Annotated in this window: 16 protein-coding genes; 6 read left to right on the top strand and 10 right to left on the bottom strand. The window is 41.6% G+C overall.

What is annotated here, in order from left to right; translation table 11 throughout:
* Nucleotides 1-291: 291 nt before the first annotated feature.
* Nucleotides 292-744: an RNA recognition motif domain-containing protein gene (locus IEY42_RS08175; RefSeq protein ID WP_188924800.1), complete on the top strand. Its 453-nt coding sequence runs from the start codon at nt 292-294 to the stop codon at nt 742-744.
* 20 nt (nt 745-764) lie between these two features.
* Here the strand turns inward: IEY42_RS08175 and murI are convergent, their stop codons facing one another.
* A complete protein-coding gene (murI, locus tag IEY42_RS08170) occupies nt 765-1,544 on the bottom strand; it encodes a glutamate racemase (RefSeq protein ID WP_188924799.1) in 780 nt (259 codons plus the stop codon).
* Between the two features lie 129 nt (nt 1,545-1,673).
* Between murI and trmA the strand changes: the two genes are divergently transcribed.
* Nucleotides 1,674-2,771 carry a tRNA (uridine(54)-C5)-methyltransferase TrmA gene (gene trmA / locus IEY42_RS08165; RefSeq protein ID WP_188924798.1) on the top strand — a complete coding sequence of 366 codons (1,098 nt, stop codon included), beginning with the start codon at nt 1,674-1,676 and terminating at the stop codon, nt 2,769-2,771.
* A gap of 73 nt (nt 2,772-2,844) precedes the next feature.
* On the opposite strand, the gene fabR is transcribed toward trmA, so the two are convergent.
* Entirely contained in the window at nt 2,845-3,462 is a 618-nt protein-coding gene (gene fabR / locus IEY42_RS08160; RefSeq protein ID WP_188924797.1) for an HTH-type transcriptional repressor FabR, read from the bottom strand.
* 156 nt (nt 3,463-3,618) lie between these two features.
* On the opposite strand from fabR, the gene IEY42_RS08155 reads away from it, so the two are divergent.
* Nucleotides 3,619-4,728 (top strand): acyl-CoA desaturase, encoded by a 1,110-nt coding sequence (locus IEY42_RS08155; protein ID WP_188924796.1) that lies wholly within the window; start codon nt 3,619-3,621, stop codon nt 4,726-4,728.
* Nucleotides 4,729-4,783: 55 nt separating this feature from the next.
* Here the strand turns inward: IEY42_RS08155 and IEY42_RS08150 are convergent, their stop codons facing one another.
* Entirely contained in the window at nt 4,784-6,649 is a 1,866-nt protein-coding gene (locus tag IEY42_RS08150; RefSeq protein WP_188924795.1) for an MFS transporter, read from the bottom strand.
* On the bottom strand, nt 6,636-7,250 hold the full coding sequence (locus IEY42_RS08145) for a TetR/AcrR family transcriptional regulator (protein ID WP_188924794.1): 615 nt from the start codon (nt 7,248-7,250) through the stop codon (nt 6,636-6,638). The genes IEY42_RS08150 and IEY42_RS08145 overlap by 14 nt, the downstream gene beginning before the upstream one ends.
* A 194-nt stretch (nt 7,251-7,444) precedes the next feature.
* On the opposite strand from IEY42_RS08145, the gene selD reads away from it, so the two are divergent.
* Together selD and mnmH are read left to right on the top strand one after the other, a co-directional pair.
* Nucleotides 7,445-8,500, top strand: a complete 1,056-nt coding sequence (gene selD, locus IEY42_RS08140) for a selenide, water dikinase SelD (protein WP_188924793.1) — start codon at nt 7,445-7,447, stop codon at nt 8,498-8,500.
* Nucleotides 8,500-9,603, top strand: a complete 1,104-nt coding sequence (gene mnmH / locus IEY42_RS08135; RefSeq protein ID WP_188924792.1) for a tRNA 2-selenouridine(34) synthase MnmH — start codon at nt 8,500-8,502, stop codon at nt 9,601-9,603. The genes selD and mnmH overlap by 1 nt, the downstream gene beginning before the upstream one ends.
* Before the next feature lie 39 nt (nt 9,604-9,642).
* Here mnmH and IEY42_RS08130 read toward each other — a convergent pair whose 3' ends face one another.
* The 3 genes from IEY42_RS08130 to nudE all read right to left on the bottom strand — a co-directional run bounded on the left by IEY42_RS08130 (nt 9,643) and on the right by nudE (nt 12,584).
* Nucleotides 9,643-10,974 carry a hypothetical protein gene (locus tag IEY42_RS08130; RefSeq protein WP_188924791.1) on the bottom strand — a complete coding sequence of 444 codons (1,332 nt, stop codon included), beginning with the start codon at nt 10,972-10,974 and terminating at the stop codon, nt 9,643-9,645.
* Nucleotides 10,975-11,079: 105 nt separating this feature from the next.
* Complete coding sequence (cysQ, locus tag IEY42_RS08125) at nt 11,080-11,889, bottom strand: 3'(2'),5'-bisphosphate nucleotidase CysQ (protein ID WP_188924790.1); 810 nt, start codon at nt 11,887-11,889, stop codon at nt 11,080-11,082.
* Between the two features lie 131 nt (nt 11,890-12,020).
* Nucleotides 12,021-12,584 (bottom strand): ADP compounds hydrolase NudE, encoded by a 564-nt coding sequence (gene nudE, locus IEY42_RS08120; protein ID WP_188924789.1) that lies wholly within the window; start codon nt 12,582-12,584, stop codon nt 12,021-12,023.
* Between the two features lie 77 nt (nt 12,585-12,661).
* On the opposite strand from nudE, the gene yrfG reads away from it, so the two are divergent.
* On the top strand, nt 12,662-13,309 hold the full coding sequence (gene yrfG, locus IEY42_RS08115) for a GMP/IMP nucleotidase (RefSeq protein ID WP_188924788.1): 648 nt from the start codon (nt 12,662-12,664) through the stop codon (nt 13,307-13,309).
* A gap of 60 nt (nt 13,310-13,369) precedes the next feature.
* Here the strand turns inward: yrfG and IEY42_RS08110 are convergent, their stop codons facing one another.
* From IEY42_RS08110 to gspL, 3 genes are read right to left on the bottom strand one after another with little or no spacing between them, the layout of a single operon-like run.
* The gene (locus IEY42_RS08110) at nt 13,370-14,131 is read right to left on the bottom strand and encodes a type II secretion system protein N (RefSeq protein WP_188924787.1); all 762 of its coding nucleotides are present in this window, start codon (nt 14,129-14,131) and stop codon (nt 13,370-13,372) included.
* 9 nt (nt 14,132-14,140) lie between these two features.
* Nucleotides 14,141-14,617, bottom strand: a complete 477-nt coding sequence (locus tag IEY42_RS08105; protein WP_188924786.1) for a type II secretion system protein M — start codon at nt 14,615-14,617, stop codon at nt 14,141-14,143.
* Nucleotide 14,618: 1 nt separating this feature from the next.
* Nucleotides 14,619-15,827 (bottom strand): type II secretion system protein GspL, encoded by a 1,209-nt coding sequence (gene gspL / locus IEY42_RS08100; protein WP_188924785.1) that lies wholly within the window; start codon nt 15,825-15,827, stop codon nt 14,619-14,621.
* Nucleotides 15,828-15,846 lie beyond the last annotated feature (19 nt).

The raw sequence follows: 15,846 nt of genomic DNA, 5'->3' as shown, positions 1-15,846 counted from the left end.
CGCTGTCTGCCGTGTCAGTGGATGCGCATTATAGGCAGCTTAAGATTTAGTGCAAGCGCTTTTAATTAATAATAGTTTCGAACGTTGAACTTTTGTTCAGATCGTTTCTTTTTTGAGTTTTTTGCTTAAAGAAGCACCTTTAGCTAGATCACAAAATGGTTATTTCTGATATTTAAGTTAATTTTGAGCTCAATTTTTCAACAGTAGTCTGGTGTATCTGGCAAAATTTAATTACTATGTAACGGTTTTTAACAGTTATTTATCATTTTTATATTCATTAGAGATTATTTTATGCAGAAATCATTCGTGATTGTTTTGATTGCGGCGCTTCTTGGCGCTTTTGTTTTTTCTCAGTTTGGCGGTGCATCTTCTTCTGTAGCGTTTATTGCTGGTGTAGTAGTGGCAACGTTGATTTTTACCTTTATGCCAACAAGTTCAGCAAACTCTGCTGATGAACCTTATGTTGGTCCAACGATGACACTGTATGTAGGTAACTTACCTTACCGTGTGCACGAAGGTGAAGTGAAAGCTTTATTTGGTGAATATGGTCCGGTTAACTCGGTGCGTTTGGTTCGTGACCGCAAGACGGGTCGTCGTAAAGGATTTGGTTTTGTTGAAATGTCTGAAGCTGGAGCTCAAAAGGCAATGGCTAAGCTGAATGACTACAGCTTCCAAGAACGTACTTTAAAAGTAAGAGAAGCTAAATCACAAGAATCTGACTCTGATAGTAGCCAGAATTCGTAATAAGTGAGCTAGCGATATCGTTAGTCGGTTATGGTTACCAGCGAAAAATCACTAAAGCCATAATCGACTAATGCTTCTTTAAGCCCTTCACTAATTTCTGCTGTATAACATGTTTGTAATTGCTTACTGCCGTAATGTTCTTTCGAAAGCAAAAAGCTGACCCGCTTCGCTATTGCCTCACCCGAATCTAATAATGTCACACCAGCTCCTATGCAATCACTAATTTCAGTAGCAATCATCGGAAAGTGTGTACAACCTAATACCAATACATCTATATCAGATTCAATAATTGGTAGTAGGATAGCTTTTAACTTATTTTTATCGATAGTTTGACGTGCTACATGTTGTTCAGCTAATAACACGAGTTCAGATGTTCCAAACAATTCGACTCGACAATCTTCAGCGAATTGATTGATAAGCTCTTGAGTGTAATCTCGTTTCACTGTTCCTGGTGTAGCCAGCAAACCTATGTGTTTCTTTTGCGATAACATTGCTGCAGGTTTGATTGCTGGTACAACGCCAACAATTGGAATAGTAAGTGACTGGCGCAATTGAGGCAGTACGAGTGTACTTGCAGTATTACATGCAACGATCACTATACTGGCATTGAGGCGTTTAACTTGCTGGGTTATTAATGCAATACAACCACTGATCAGCTCTTGTTCTGACAAGTTGCCATATGGCAAACGGGCATTATCAAACAGATAGCAATAGTCATGCTGAGGTAGCTGTTTTCTAATTTCATTCATGACCGACAATCCGCCGATGCCAGAATCAAATACTAATATAGGTCCAGACAATATGGGCTCCAAAGATGAATCTGCTCAATATTTATTGTTATGTCATTTTATCATTAGGCTCGTAATACTAGACATCAGTGTCATTTAGTATAATATTTGCGCCCTTTTTTACAGTCTTAGGTGGACGATATGAATTTAGCTGCAATGGATCCTAAAAACTACGATGCACAATTACAACAAAAGCGCATCAAGCTTGAACAGGCCTTTGCCGATTTCAATCCACCAGCGCTAGAAATCTTTGCTTCTGAACCTATGCATTATCGTATGCGTGCCGAATTTAGAATGTGGCATGAAGGCGATGACTTATATTACTACATGTTTGATAAAGCACTGAATGCAAAAGTGCGTTGTGACCAATATTTACCAGCAGGGTTACTGATTAATCAAATGATGGCGGCAATTATAGAAGAATTAAAGCCTAATCCAGCATTACGTCACAAGCTATTTCAGATAGATTTTTTGTCAACGCTTAGTGGTGAGATCTTAGTGTCACTGCTCTATCATCGTCAGCTTGATGATGAATGGCGCGAGCAAGCGACTCAATTAAAAGCTAAGTTAGCGACACAGTTTAATGTCAATATTATTGGCCGAGCTCGCAAGCAGAAAATCGACTTAGACAAAGACTTTGTGGTCGAGTCGTTAACGGTTAATCAACAAACATTACAGTACAAGCAAATTGAAAACAGCTTTACTCAGCCGAATGCAAAAGTATCAGTAAAAATGCTCGAATGGGCGATAGATGTAACTAAACAAAGCCAAGGTGACTTACTGGAACTGTATTGTGGCAATGGTAATTTTACCATTGCATTAGCACAAAACTTTAACCGAGTATTAGCCACGGAATTAGCTAAGCCATCTGTTGATGCCGCTCAATACAATATTGCTATCAATAAAGTGGATAATGTTCAGATTATTCGTATGTCGGCAGAAGACTTTAGCGACGCGATGGCGAAAAAACGTCAATATCGACGCTTAGAAGGAATTGATTTAGACAGTTATGATTGCAATACCATCTTTGTTGACCCGCCACGCGCAGGTATTGACCTGGAAACGTTAAAGTTAGTACAAGGCTATGAGCGAATTTTATATATTTCGTGTAATCCTGAAACCTTAAAAGACAACTTGCTTACGCTAAGCGAAACCCATGAAATTAGCCGCTTTGCATTATTTGACCAATTCCCATATACCGACCATATGGAGTCAGGTGTGTTGCTTGTGCGTAAATAACTCAGCGCGATTTGCTAGATACAACGAGGGCGCATTCATTGCGTCCTTGTTGTATCTACAATACAGAAAACTCTTAGGTACGATTGTCCATTTTTTGCTGTAACGCTTCTGCGCCCGTTGCCACCATGCGCAGCTGTAATACAAGCTGATCAGCTAACGCCTTTCGCTCACTACGTTTTAAATCTAACGCCGATGCTCCAGCATTAAACACTAAAATAACTAATGCTTCAGCCTGTGCTCGAGCAAGTTCAGGCGTGCGGTTGGCTTGCGCTTCAGTGTAATGCGCGAGCTCTGAAATAAAGTGTTCTATCTCACGCTCAACTGCAGCTCTAAACGCGGCAGATGTTCCTGAGCGTTCATGTAATAAAATACGAAATACGTTTGGATTTGATTCTAATACTTCAATAAAGGTATCGACTGAAATACGGATGACACTGCCACCGGCTTCTGCACGTTGACGACCTTTGCGCATCATTTGGCGCAAGGTTAAACCACCTTCATCAACCATGGTTAATCCAAGTTCGTTCATGTCTTTAAAATGACGATAGAAAGAAGTGGGAGCAATACCTGCTTCGCGTGCAACTTCACGCAAACTTAAACTCGAAAAACTGCGTTCTGCGCTTAATTGATTAAAAGCTGCATCCACTAATGCACGACGCGTTTTTTCCTTTTGTTGTGCTCTAACACCCATTTACTAATCCATTCAGTCAACATTTAGCAACAGATAATACCGTTTTTAAAACAGAAACACAGCCCTGTTAAACTTGACCCGTCCCTATCGACTAAGTTAAATTAGCGTACAAATGTACGCTCAACTTGCTATAACCTATTATTGGAATCTTATTAAATGAAAAAACCTCCAATCATTTGGCTTAATACCCTGCTATTTGCCATTACCTTAATTGGCGCTGTGGTATTAATCCCTTGGCGTGGCTTCACCCATGGCTTTGACGGCATTGAATGGATTGCATTTGTTGTTTTTGCTTACGCTAGTGGTTTATCGATTACCGCCGGCTACCATAGATTATGGTCTCATAAAGCATATAAGGCCCACCCTGCGGTTCGTTTTTTATACGCCTTAGGTGGCGCATTAGCACTGCAGAACAGTGCTTTACATTGGTGTAGTGACCATCGTATACACCACAAACATGTTGATAATAATGATAAAGATCCGTACTCGGCTAAAATGGGTTTTTGGTATAGTCACATAGGCTGGATGCTACGTGAATATCAAGCCAGTCGTTACAGCGATTACAATAACGTACGCGACTTACAAAACGACCGTATCGTTATGTGGCAACATAAACACTACTTAGCTTTAGTCATTTTGATGAACATTGGTTTACCAGCATTTTTAGGTTGGTTAAACGGTGACATACTGTCGATGGTGTTAATGGCAGGTTTATTACGCTTAGTGGTAGTACATCACTGCACCTTCTTTATTAACTCTTTAGCCCACATTTGGGGTAAACAGCCGTACACAGATAAAAACACTGCGCGCGATAATGCCTTTTTAGCGTTATTAACATATGGCGAGGGTTATCACAATTTTCACCATATTTTTGAAAACGATTATCGTAATGGCATTAAGTGGTGGGATTACGATCCAACCAAATGGTTAATCAAAGCGATGAGCTGGGTTGGCTTAGCCACTAACCTGCGAAAAGTGCCGCAAGAGCGTATTGAAAGTGCACGTTTGCAGATGCAACTTTTACACGCGCAAAATCAGGTAGCACATTTACCTAACTGCGATGAAATTATTGAAAAGTTTCAAGCTGAATACGATTTAATGAAGCAACATTTGCTTGAATACTATCAAGCGAAAAAGAGCTTAATTGAAGCCAAACGTAAACAATTAGCCGATCATAATCTTAAACAACAAGTGCAACACTTACGCAGCCAGTTTTTAGAAAGGCAGCGTCAATGGAAAAGCTTAACCGCAGCTTACGCCCAGTAAGTGAAGTAACACTAAAAAGGCTATCTGAGTTAATCCAGATGGCCTTTTTGTTTATCTACTGGTTCATGTCAAATTGTTGTGTCACCTGCTTTTGCAATGCCATGCGGCTAGTTGTCTCTCCCACTACGGGTGCGGTGATATTCACTTTCACTCTAGACCAAAAACGAGTAGGTTTGGTCGTTAATGCATGTCCGCCTTTATGACTAAAGTACGAGCCCCATAACCCATTAAGTGCAAGTGGTATTACGGGTACTGGGTCGCGCTGTAATATCTTTTCAATTCCTGGTCTAAACTCACCTATTTCACCGTCTGGCGTTAACCGACCTTCTGGAAATATACACACCAGCTCGTCATTGGCTAATGCCTGGTGGATCTGTTCAAATGCACTTTCATAGGTGGCTTCACACTTTTTAGGTGAGCAGATAGGAATCACCCCTGCATGCCTAAATAAGTACCTTAAAAGTGGAATTTCGCTGATGGACTTATCCATTACAAACCGAATAGGCCGCGTTGAAGCTCCCATAATGATTAATGCATCAACATAACTCACATGGTTACTGACAATGATCCCTGCTCCTTGCGCCGGAATGTGCTGTCTTCCATTCACATTAACGCGATACATCACGTGGCTGAGCAAATAGCTGATAAACCGCTGGGTGAACTCAGGCACCTGTGAGTAAACATACAACAATACCGCTAAATTCATTATGCCAATTAACATAAATAACTCAGGAATTGTCCAATTTAATACCCCGAGTAATACGATTGAGAGTATTGCAGAGCCCACCATAAACAACGCATTAATAATGTTGTTAGCCGCAATGGCTTGAGCGCACTCTTGTTTTTCTGCGCGGGTTTGAATAAACGCATATAAAGGTACAATAAATACCCCACCACTTAACCCAACCAAAAACAGATCAATCATGACTCGATAATGCTGAGTATTGCTAATAAAAGACTCAAAGCTATACACAAAACCAGGCTCAACCACTTGTAGCGGGATTGCGCCTATCATGTCGAAGCTAAATACACTGAGTCCCAATACCCCAAACGGCAACAGACCTAGTTCAACATGGCCAAACGAAAAACGTTCACACACAAAAGAGCCAACGGCAATGCCGACAGAAAACAACGCCAACAACAAAGACACGACGGTAGCATCAGCGTGCAAATGCAACTTGGCAAAATTAGGAAATTGAGTCAGATAAGTGGCACCTAAAAACCAAAACCAACTGATGGCTAAAATTGCCATCCAAATTGACTTTGTTTCACGTGCTTTATTAATACAGCGTAAGGTACCAGAAAATAAAGAAAACTTATTTGGGTTAAGTTCACCTTGTGCTGGCAAAGAAGGAATAGCTCGACTGGAAAGGTAACCCGCCATAGCAAGCACCGACACAATAATCGCTGCCCAGGTTAAACCATTTTCATTCGCTACCACTAAGCCAGCACTTAATGTACCAATAAGAATCGACAAAAAGGTGCCCATTTCAACTAAGGCATTACCTTTGACTAATTCCGCCTCGCTCAGCGCTTGCGGTAATAATGAGTATTTAACCGGACCAAAATAAGCAGATTGGCTACCGGTTAAAAACAACAGAAACAACATCACCATATAACTCTGACTAATTATCGCGACCGCAGCTGTGGACATGATGATTAGCTCTAAAAGCTTTAACCGCCGGATCAATTTTGCTTTGTTCATGTTATCAGCCACGATACCCGCATGAGCTGAAAACAAGAAAAACGGTAAAATGAACACGCCAGCGGCTAAATTGACAAACAAGTTAACGTCGATAGGTAATGCATTAAGCTGACTGTAGGTCACTAGTAATAACAAGACATTTTTGTAAAAGTTATCATTTAGCGCCCCTAAACACAGAGTCACAAAATAAGGTAAAAAGCGTTTAGTTAATATCATGCAAACTCCCTGTTTTGCTTATACCAGCAATATATCCTTGTACATGACTGCACAACATAGTGTGTAAGTCATTGTGCGTTGCAAATAGCTTTTCATCTAAGGCTAAAGTCGTTAACCCATGAATACCGCCCCAAAGCACTCGGCTCATCAATTCTGCTTGTGGTTCACTAATGTTTGTACAATAACTGCGTAATTGCGACTCCACTAAAGCAAATAATGATTTAACAATCGTGGTGTGGTTTTGCGGTAAAGGCTGATCGTCTGGCATCGTTAATTCAAACACCAACCGAAAACAGCTTTTATGTTGTAGAGCAAAATCACTATAAGCCATTGCCATATTTTGAATATTCGTTATCGGCGCCTGCAATGTTAACCCTTGAAGCACCGCAGATAGATTCACCAAAGTCTGTTCTGATACAGCCAATAATAAATACTGATAACTGCCAAAAATATTTATTAAGGTACTCGGCACATAACCAATTTGACTAGCCACTTTTCGCAGACTCAAAGAATGAAGGTTGTCATGTTGCAAATGCATGACAACGGCTTCGATTGCCATATGTTTAATTTGCTCATGAGTGTGCTCTTTACGTCTTGCCACTGTAGTTACCTAACATCATTTGTCTTGATGAGTGATAAGCTAACAGCAAACAAAATAAAAAACAATGTTCACAATAATTTATTTTATCGAACATAAAGTAATAACTAGATTGTATAAATGACTAAAACACAAGATATTCTGCCTAATAGTGATTATAATTGCTGCTCAATACGCCGTCTAAAGATCACCCTATTATGTCTGAGCAAACAGTAAAATTAACCGAATATAGTCATGGCGCCGGTTGCGGCTGTAAAATTTCTCCTAAAATCCTAAGCACTATTTTGGCCTCACAACTCCCCGTTTTTACTGACCCTAACTTACTTGTCGGTAATCAAACCCGTGATGATGCCGCCGTGTATAAGCTCAATGAACAAACTGGCATTATTAGTACTACTGACTTTTTCATGCCTATTGTTGATGACCCTTTCACTTTTGGTCGTATTGCAGCAACTAATGCGATTAGTGATATCTACGCCATGGGTGGCACACCTATTATGGCTATTGCAATTTTAGGTTGGCCAGTCAATGTTCTCCCCCCAGAGGTTGCCCAACAAGTGGTTGATGGTGGGCGCCAAGCTTGTGCTGATGCAGGCATAATGCTTGCCGGTGGCCACAGTATTGATGCACCTGAACCGATTTTTGGTTTAGCCGTAACGGGGCAAATCCCATTAGAATTACTCAAGCAAAATAACACGGCAAAAGCTGGCGATCGCTTATACCTCACCAAACCAATTGGTATTGGTATTTTGACCACGGCGCAAAAACAAAAGAAATTACGAGACGAGGACAGTCACATTGCCCCACAAGCTATGTGTCAGCTTAATACTATTGGTATTGAAATCGCAAAAATTACCGGTGTGAATGCGTTAACGGATGTCACAGGGTTTGGTTTGGCAGGCCATTTAATTGAAGTGTGCCAAGGAGCAAAACTCAAAGCTAACCTTGCATTACATAACGTACCTTTACTGCCAAAGGTTGCTGATTACTTAGCGCAAGACTGCGTGCCGGGCGGCACCCATCGTAACTTTGACAGTTACGGTGAACATTTACCGCAACTCACCGATGACCAAAAAGCCATTTTGTGCGATCCGCAAACCAGCGGTGGTTTATTAGTGGCAGTAAACGCAGAAAGCGAAGCTGAACTACAAGCATTGTTAACGGCAAATAATATACAAGCGATGTGTATTGGTTCAATGGTCGAGTTCACGCCGGTTGGTACTGGCGATGATACTCTCATCGAGCTAATTTAATGGGTGACATTATCTCCAGCTCTGAATATGGCCGGTTATTACTTGAAAACAGACCATTAATTGATGTGCGAGCACCAGTGGAGTTTACTAAAGGTGCTTTTTCGCATTCGGTTAATTTGCCATTAATGCAAGATAATGAGCGCACTAAAGTCGGCACTTGCTATAAACAACATGGCCAGGATGCCGCCATCGCACTAGGCCACCAATTGGTCGCCGGTAAAGTGAAGCAAGCGCGAATAGAAGCATGGCAAGCTCAATTGTCACAACACCCTGAAAGTTATTTATATTGTTTTAGAGGTGGATTACGTTCAAAGCTATCCCAGCAATGGATAAAAGATGCAGGCATGAATGTGCCTTTTATCCAAGGCGGCTATAAGGCAATGCGCAGTTTTTTAATCGGTGCTATCGACAATGCACCAAAACAAACCAGTATGCTGATATTAAGTGGTATTACTGGTAGTGGTAAAACAGAGTTGATACATCAGCGCGATGAGTCGGTTGATTTAGAAGGTATCGCAAACCATAAAGGCTCAAGTTTTGGCAAAAACATTGAGCCACAGCCGACACAAATCAATTTTGAAAATAACCTTGCGGTTTCATTACTCAAGCATCAACAGCTGCAACATCGCCATTTACTACTTGAAGATGAAAGCTATCTGATTGGTCGGTCGGCATTACCGCACGCTTTTTATCAAGCGATGCAACAAGCAGATATTGTATTACTCGATGAACCCAGAGATATTCGCTTACCTCGGTTACTCAAAGACTATATCACCGATAAGTTGGCTGATTATGTTGTTAAATTTGGTGAGCAAGACGGGTTTGAAGCATTTAGCCACTATCTCACCCAAAGCTTAACGGGTATTCGTAAACGCTTGGGCGGAAAGCAACATCAGCAGCTTCAACAGCTTGTTGATGAGGCTCTATTACAGCAACAAAGTCAAAATGATGCCAGCAAACATCTAGACTGGATAAGTTTGCTATTAGACGTTTACTATGACCCTATGTATGAGTTTCAATTAGAAAAGAAGCGCGATCGGGTTATATTTCAAGGTGACAGGCAAGCCATTCATCAATGGTTAGACGCTCGTAAAACAGCCTAAAAAAATAACGCCCTCTTTTGAGGGCGTTTGTTTGTAGGCTTAATAAATATCTACAGAAATTTGTTCAATAACATAATTATCATAAAAATCTGACCGAGTTTTCAAATCAGCGCGTTGTATTTCGACTGCTTTTGTACGGAATTGATTATACTGGCTCGACGAATGACTAAAGTAGCCATAAATCATTACCGATAAATTCGCTTGGGTAATTTGCTCAAACGGTGTTTGTAAATTTGTTGGTAAATCCAAATCTGGAAACGTCCCTTTTAAGGGGGCTTCAATTGTCCAGTGCGCAATGCCGTTTTGACCAAAATTAACCTGAAGTAAGGTTTTACCTGTCCCTATCCCCGTAAAATCATAATTACTGGCACCGTCTTCACTAAAGCTAGTTAAAATTGCATCTGTACTTTGCAGCATTTTTTGCTGGTTTTGCTGTAATTGGACAATTTGAGTATCGCCTGGATCGGTTACGCGATGACGCCGACTGGTGTAATAATATACCTCGCCGTAAGCATCGCCTCCTAAGTAATCAAAATGAGATGAAGTAATGAAGTTATTATCAAAGAGTCCAGGGAAAACATGCGGCGACATCATCCATGAAATCCAGTTTGCTCGGCCATAATCTGTTTCTGAAAATGTTCTAAAATCTGGGTATTCAATATTACTGTTGGCACTGCTTAATACAGCATCGAGTAAAACACTTTCATTAGCGGCGTTTTCAAATATAGAGGGGTCAACATATATAGTGCGATTGGCAGCATAATTGTTAACATCGATTTGTGCCGCATAGGATGTTAGCCCATCATCATGGCTGGGAGTGAGGACTAAATTAACTGGAGGGTATTGACCATCTTTTTTACAAACGTTGGCACGTCTCGTCTTGTTGTCGCCATTAAGGTAAACGGTATAGCCATTGTAAGCGAAGTAAATATCATCGAACGAAAAATTAAAGTCAGTGCAAGAGCACGCCGAGTCAAGGTTACTATTACGTCCACCCACAATGCCGATATCACCCGCAACAACATTAAGCAGACTGTTCACGAACAACTCATCGTTGATGGTCTGAGCATATGAAAAATGATAAGCCTCACTCGGCCAAGCGATATCAAACTTACCCGTTGAAGGTATTTTTGATTGGCTTAAAATACTGCCATCTTTACGATGTACAATAATGTCAGTTCCCACCGCTGGCTGTGTGACATCACACGCTGCGGCGTAATAAACAACATCGCCAGTTAGGCGGCCATCTGGTGTGCCGCCACCGCTGTCAGGTGAACTATCATCACTACCACCTCCACAACCTGTCAATCCAATCGCTCCGAGGATTAATAACATCGAAGTTGAAGCAGTATACATTCCTTTGTGTCTCATGTGCCTTGCTCTCAATAAAACAGCTTATTAACAATTGAGATACAATATTCACACGTCAATATAAAAGCAATATGCTACATAAAATATATTTACCAACCGACACGCTTAGGTTGTAAGTAAGATATCCCACGGTAAATTGGGGCTACCTACAACGATAAAATTAGGGTTTTCCAAGCTTTCCCGCTCGTTATACGTTAATGGTTGTAAGTTTATATCAATGAGCGCACCGCCTGCTTCTTCAATAATAATCTGTGCAGCGCCGGTATCCCACTCACCCGTTGGGCCTAAACGCACATAACAATCAGCGCGGCCTTCAGCGACTAAGCAACTCTTTAAGGCTGCACCACCCATCACCACTAATTCGCAATGATTAGGTTTATTCAGTAACTTCAAAACGGATTGTGGATCTTGGCGACGACTTACCGCTAAACGAATATTGTCAGTTTCACCGTTTGCTATCTGTTTACTGGTAATACGCAGTTCATTTTTGCCATCACGTTTATATGCCCCAAGCCCTGCTATAGCGTAATAGCACACTTGAGTCATCGGGACATACACAATGCCCATTATCGGACGGTTGTGTTCAACCAGCGCAATAATGACAGAGAAATCACCACTGCCTGCAATAAATTCACCGGTACCGTCAAGCGGGTCAACAAGCCAGTAACGCTTCCAGGTTTCGCGATCACTTAAAGGAATGTCGGCAGCTTCTTCGCTTAAAATAGGAATGTCGGGTGTTAATGCCGCTAGCTGACTGCAAATAATATCATTGGCAGCTAAATCTGCTGAAGTGACAGGAGTATTATCAGATTTCACTTCTCGCTTAAAAGTCCCTTCGAGGTAAATCTCACGGATTTTTTTGCCGGCTTCTGTCGCTATATCAATAACTTGCTCAATTACATCTTCTGGCTTCATTACTACTCCAATCGCTGAGTTCGATAAGGATGGCCTTATAAGGGGAACAATTCGTCCCTTTATGTCGCGGTTGTTTGCCTAAATTTGTGCGTACATCAATAAAATATAGTCAATGATGTCACTGTTAACGCTTATTTTGTCTGCTCTGTTGAAGCGAGGTATTGTTGGGTTAAAAATAAAGCGCTTACGCTACGAGACTCTGAAAAATCAGCATTATCAAGCAGAGCTTGCCAATCTGTTAATGGCCAAGGAATGATATCGATTGGCTCAGGTTCATCACCTTCTAAACGACTTGGGTAAAGTTGCTCAGCCACAAAGATCTGCATTTTGCTTGAAAAATAACCGGGAGCAAGTGACAACTCTTTTAACAGTGTCAGCTTATGGCTGCCAAAGCCAATCTCTTCTTGTAGCTCACGGTTGGCAGCTTCAATGGCGGTTTCGCCTGGGTCGATCAACCCTTTAGGAAAACCTAACTCGTAATTATCGGTGCCCGCAGCGTACTCACTGGCGAGTAACAGTTTACCGTCGTGGATAGGCACAATCATAACTGCACCTCTGCTACCGCCTTTCATTCTTTCATATTGGCGTTCTACGCCATTTGAAAACTTCAGATGAACCTGCTCAATTTGAAACAATCGGCTTTTGGCAACGATCTCAGTGTGCAGGATTTCCGGCTTTTCATGCCGCTGTGTCATTGCAGCCCCATGTGACGAATTAATAAAGACAAGATACAATATTACTATCCTACGTATATTCTACAACCGGAATTTGCATGTTTCCTTGGCATAAGATAGACACAGTGCTTCTTGATATGGATGGCACTCTATTAGATTTGCACTTTGATAACCACTTTTGGCTACAATTAGTGCCACAACAATTAAGCCTGTTACGGCAAATTAGTTTAGATGATGCGAATGATTTAGTGACTCAGGCGTATCATAATGTCGTTGGCACATTAGACTGGTATTGCTTAGATTATTGGCAACAGCATTTAGGCTTAGATATTTTGGCTTTGCATCATACGGCTGCAGATAAAATAAAAATCCGTCAAGACAGTATGCCATTTTTACAAGCGCTTGCGAGCGCAAGTAAACGGCGTATTTTATTCACAAACGCGCACCCTCATAGCTTGGCATTAAAGCTCACTCATACTAATTTAGCCGAAGGTTTGGACGAGTTATTGTCGAGCCACGAAAGTGGCTACCCCAAAGAGCATCCCAACTTTTGGCAATATGCATTCGATAAATTTAAGCTCGACCCAGCAAGGTGTTTGTTTGTTGACGACAGTGAAGTCATTTTAGCCGCTTCAAAAAGAGCCGGCGTAGGTTATCAGCTAGGCATTAGTAATCCTGACAGCCAAAAAACACACACGGTATTTAATCAATTTCCGGCGGTGAGTGACTTATTGCGTTCGCTCTAAATTGCTTTAACTAAAAAGCGCGTTGATATTGCTATCAACGCGCTTTATTAAGATTTGCCACTACAGTCCAGGCACGATGCCTTGGTAATTTATAGGATAATAGCCCTGGCTATCTTGACGTCCCAAAAATTGTAATGACTTACTTAAATCTTGTGGTTGCGCGTCAGTTGGTTTTATTTTAGCACTGATTTTTACTAAGTTACCTTCACCTAAAATTGCAGTACCTGTTAACCCTAATGCATTTAGTGTTTCATCTGTGGCGAGTTGTAATTGGCCGTCAATGCAACTTAACCCCAATGCAATATTACCTAACGGATAAATACCAAACTGATTTTTAACATCAGTACTATTTAAAAATAATTTACCCTTGAGCTGCTCGCACCAAGGTTTCCCCTGCTCCAACACCTCAACCATCAAACTCACGTCGCCATTTATTTGCGTTTTAAAAGGTAGTCTAGCACCCGCTAATAAAAAGCTGTCGGGTACATCAAGACGGATATTTTTACCACTTACACCAGCAAACGACCAGGTTAGGCTCCCTTTACCACTCACCGGTGTTGCGCGATTGCCAATGCTAAAGTCAATGTTAGCCAGGCCCATAAACAAACCCCATGGGCTTAATTGCCAGGCAACATGCTCAACTTGACGTTTATCGACACTCACTAATGCTGCTTTGCCTTGCCATAAGGTGCCTTCAGCGCCACTGATTAATACATTGTTAGGTAACGGCGCAATGCTAACCAACCAGTTTGCTGGCACATAGGCAATCATAAAAATGATATAAACCACAACACCAAACAGTATTTTAAAAAATAAACTCACAAAAAATCCTTACTGTGAAAGCTGAATACGTCTGACTTTTACAAAGCCAGTTACATCAGATTCGGCTAAATCCACGCTGTCTAGCGTTAAGCCTTTTTGCTCAACCAATTCGTGCAAGTAACCCAATAATACATCAAATGGGATATCATCCATCCATATTTGAATTTTGTCACCTTGAGGCTGCATACGGGTAATTTCTAGCTGGTATTGGCCTGCTGTTTGGTTGACAATAGAACTTAAACTGCCACGTGCACTGGCTTTAGTACCTGCCTGTTTTAAACCGGCTAACTTATTCGCAGTTTGTTTGACATAATTTAACGTTTGTTGAGCAGCCTTGTGGCTGCGCTCAGCGTCAATTTGTGCATTCGAAATGGGTGTCCATATGCCCCAATAGACAAAGCCGACAACCAAAATAGCAGCACAAAACCCAACAAGCTGTTGCTCTCGTGTCGCTAAACCTTGCCACCAAATACGTAAGTTTTCCATATTATTTGGTCCTCAAGGTTAAAGTGCTGGTGACGTTTTCATCGGTGCTATTCATTGCCCCACCTTCTAACTGAAAGTCTTTGGCAACAATTTCTTTAAACTGGTCCACCTGGGCATAGTTTTGCGCGGTAATTTGCATGCGCAATTCTTCACGGTTACCTTCAAAACGTAAACTGTTAGGTTTTAAGTCTGGTACTTTATTAAATGCTGGCTTAAGGCCGTCGAGCATTTCAAAGAATGCTGCGCCACCACCTTGGCCTTGCATACGGCGCAATTCACTGTCCATTTGCGAGCGTAAATTGACAATACGGTTTACGCCAGGCACGGCTTGCTTAAAAATCACTTCGCTTTGTGCCCGTAACAGGTCGGTGTCATTGTTGAGCTGGTGAATCGCCAACCCTTTATTGATGAGTGCCAACACTATTGCAACCACCACCATAATGGCGGCATTTTTCCACACAATGAGATGTTTGCTGTATTCACGCTTGGGCTTATAAATACCGCTTAATAGGTTAATTGGCGCATTTAAAATACCTTTAGCCAGAACCATCATCGGCAAGTCGAGTGGTTTATTATCAACTTGCACGCCTTCGATTGCGATGTCGTCGCTGTAACTGGCAACATTAATCGTTTGATTATCGTTTAATGCCGTTGCGTTATTAACCAGTTGCGGTAAAGCAAATGTCGACCAGGCTTTAGGTAAGCTAATGCCACTGCCTTCAGATGTTCTAATTAAGTATTCGTTACCTAAGCTCATTGCAGCCCAGCGGCATTGCTCTAATGGTAATGCTAAACAGTCTGGCACAATGCGTTTTACTTTTAAGCCCGCTTCTTGCAACCAGGCAAGCCAGGCTTGCATTTGCTCATGAGCAACGGCAGCAACATTGAGCTGTTCACCTTCGCGCGGGCCTACAACAAAGTGCATGTTATCGACATCGGTTGCGAGGGTTTCTTCGAGCATATAAGGTAACGCCTTTAATGCTTGGCGTTGACCTTTTTCAGGTAGAGCAATTTGGGTCAATGTCATGCTGGCAGCGGGTACCAATACATCAACAGGACGATTACCTGCACGCTCAGCAAGCGTGCTGAGGCTTGCTGCATCAGCTAACTCACCCGAGGCGATAATCTCTTGCTCTTGCTCAGACCATACTAACCATGAACATGGGTGTTCTGATGTTTTTCCTAATCGGATAAATAGCCGTTCAGACACTGTTATTCTCCACCACTCT

It is taken from the genome of Shewanella algicola (genome assembly GCF_014648035.1).
Classification (GTDB): domain Bacteria; phylum Pseudomonadota; class Gammaproteobacteria; order Enterobacterales; family Shewanellaceae; genus Shewanella; species Shewanella algicola.
Note: the sequence above shows the minus strand (reverse complement) of the source record. Positions and strands in the feature narration are given on the sequence as shown.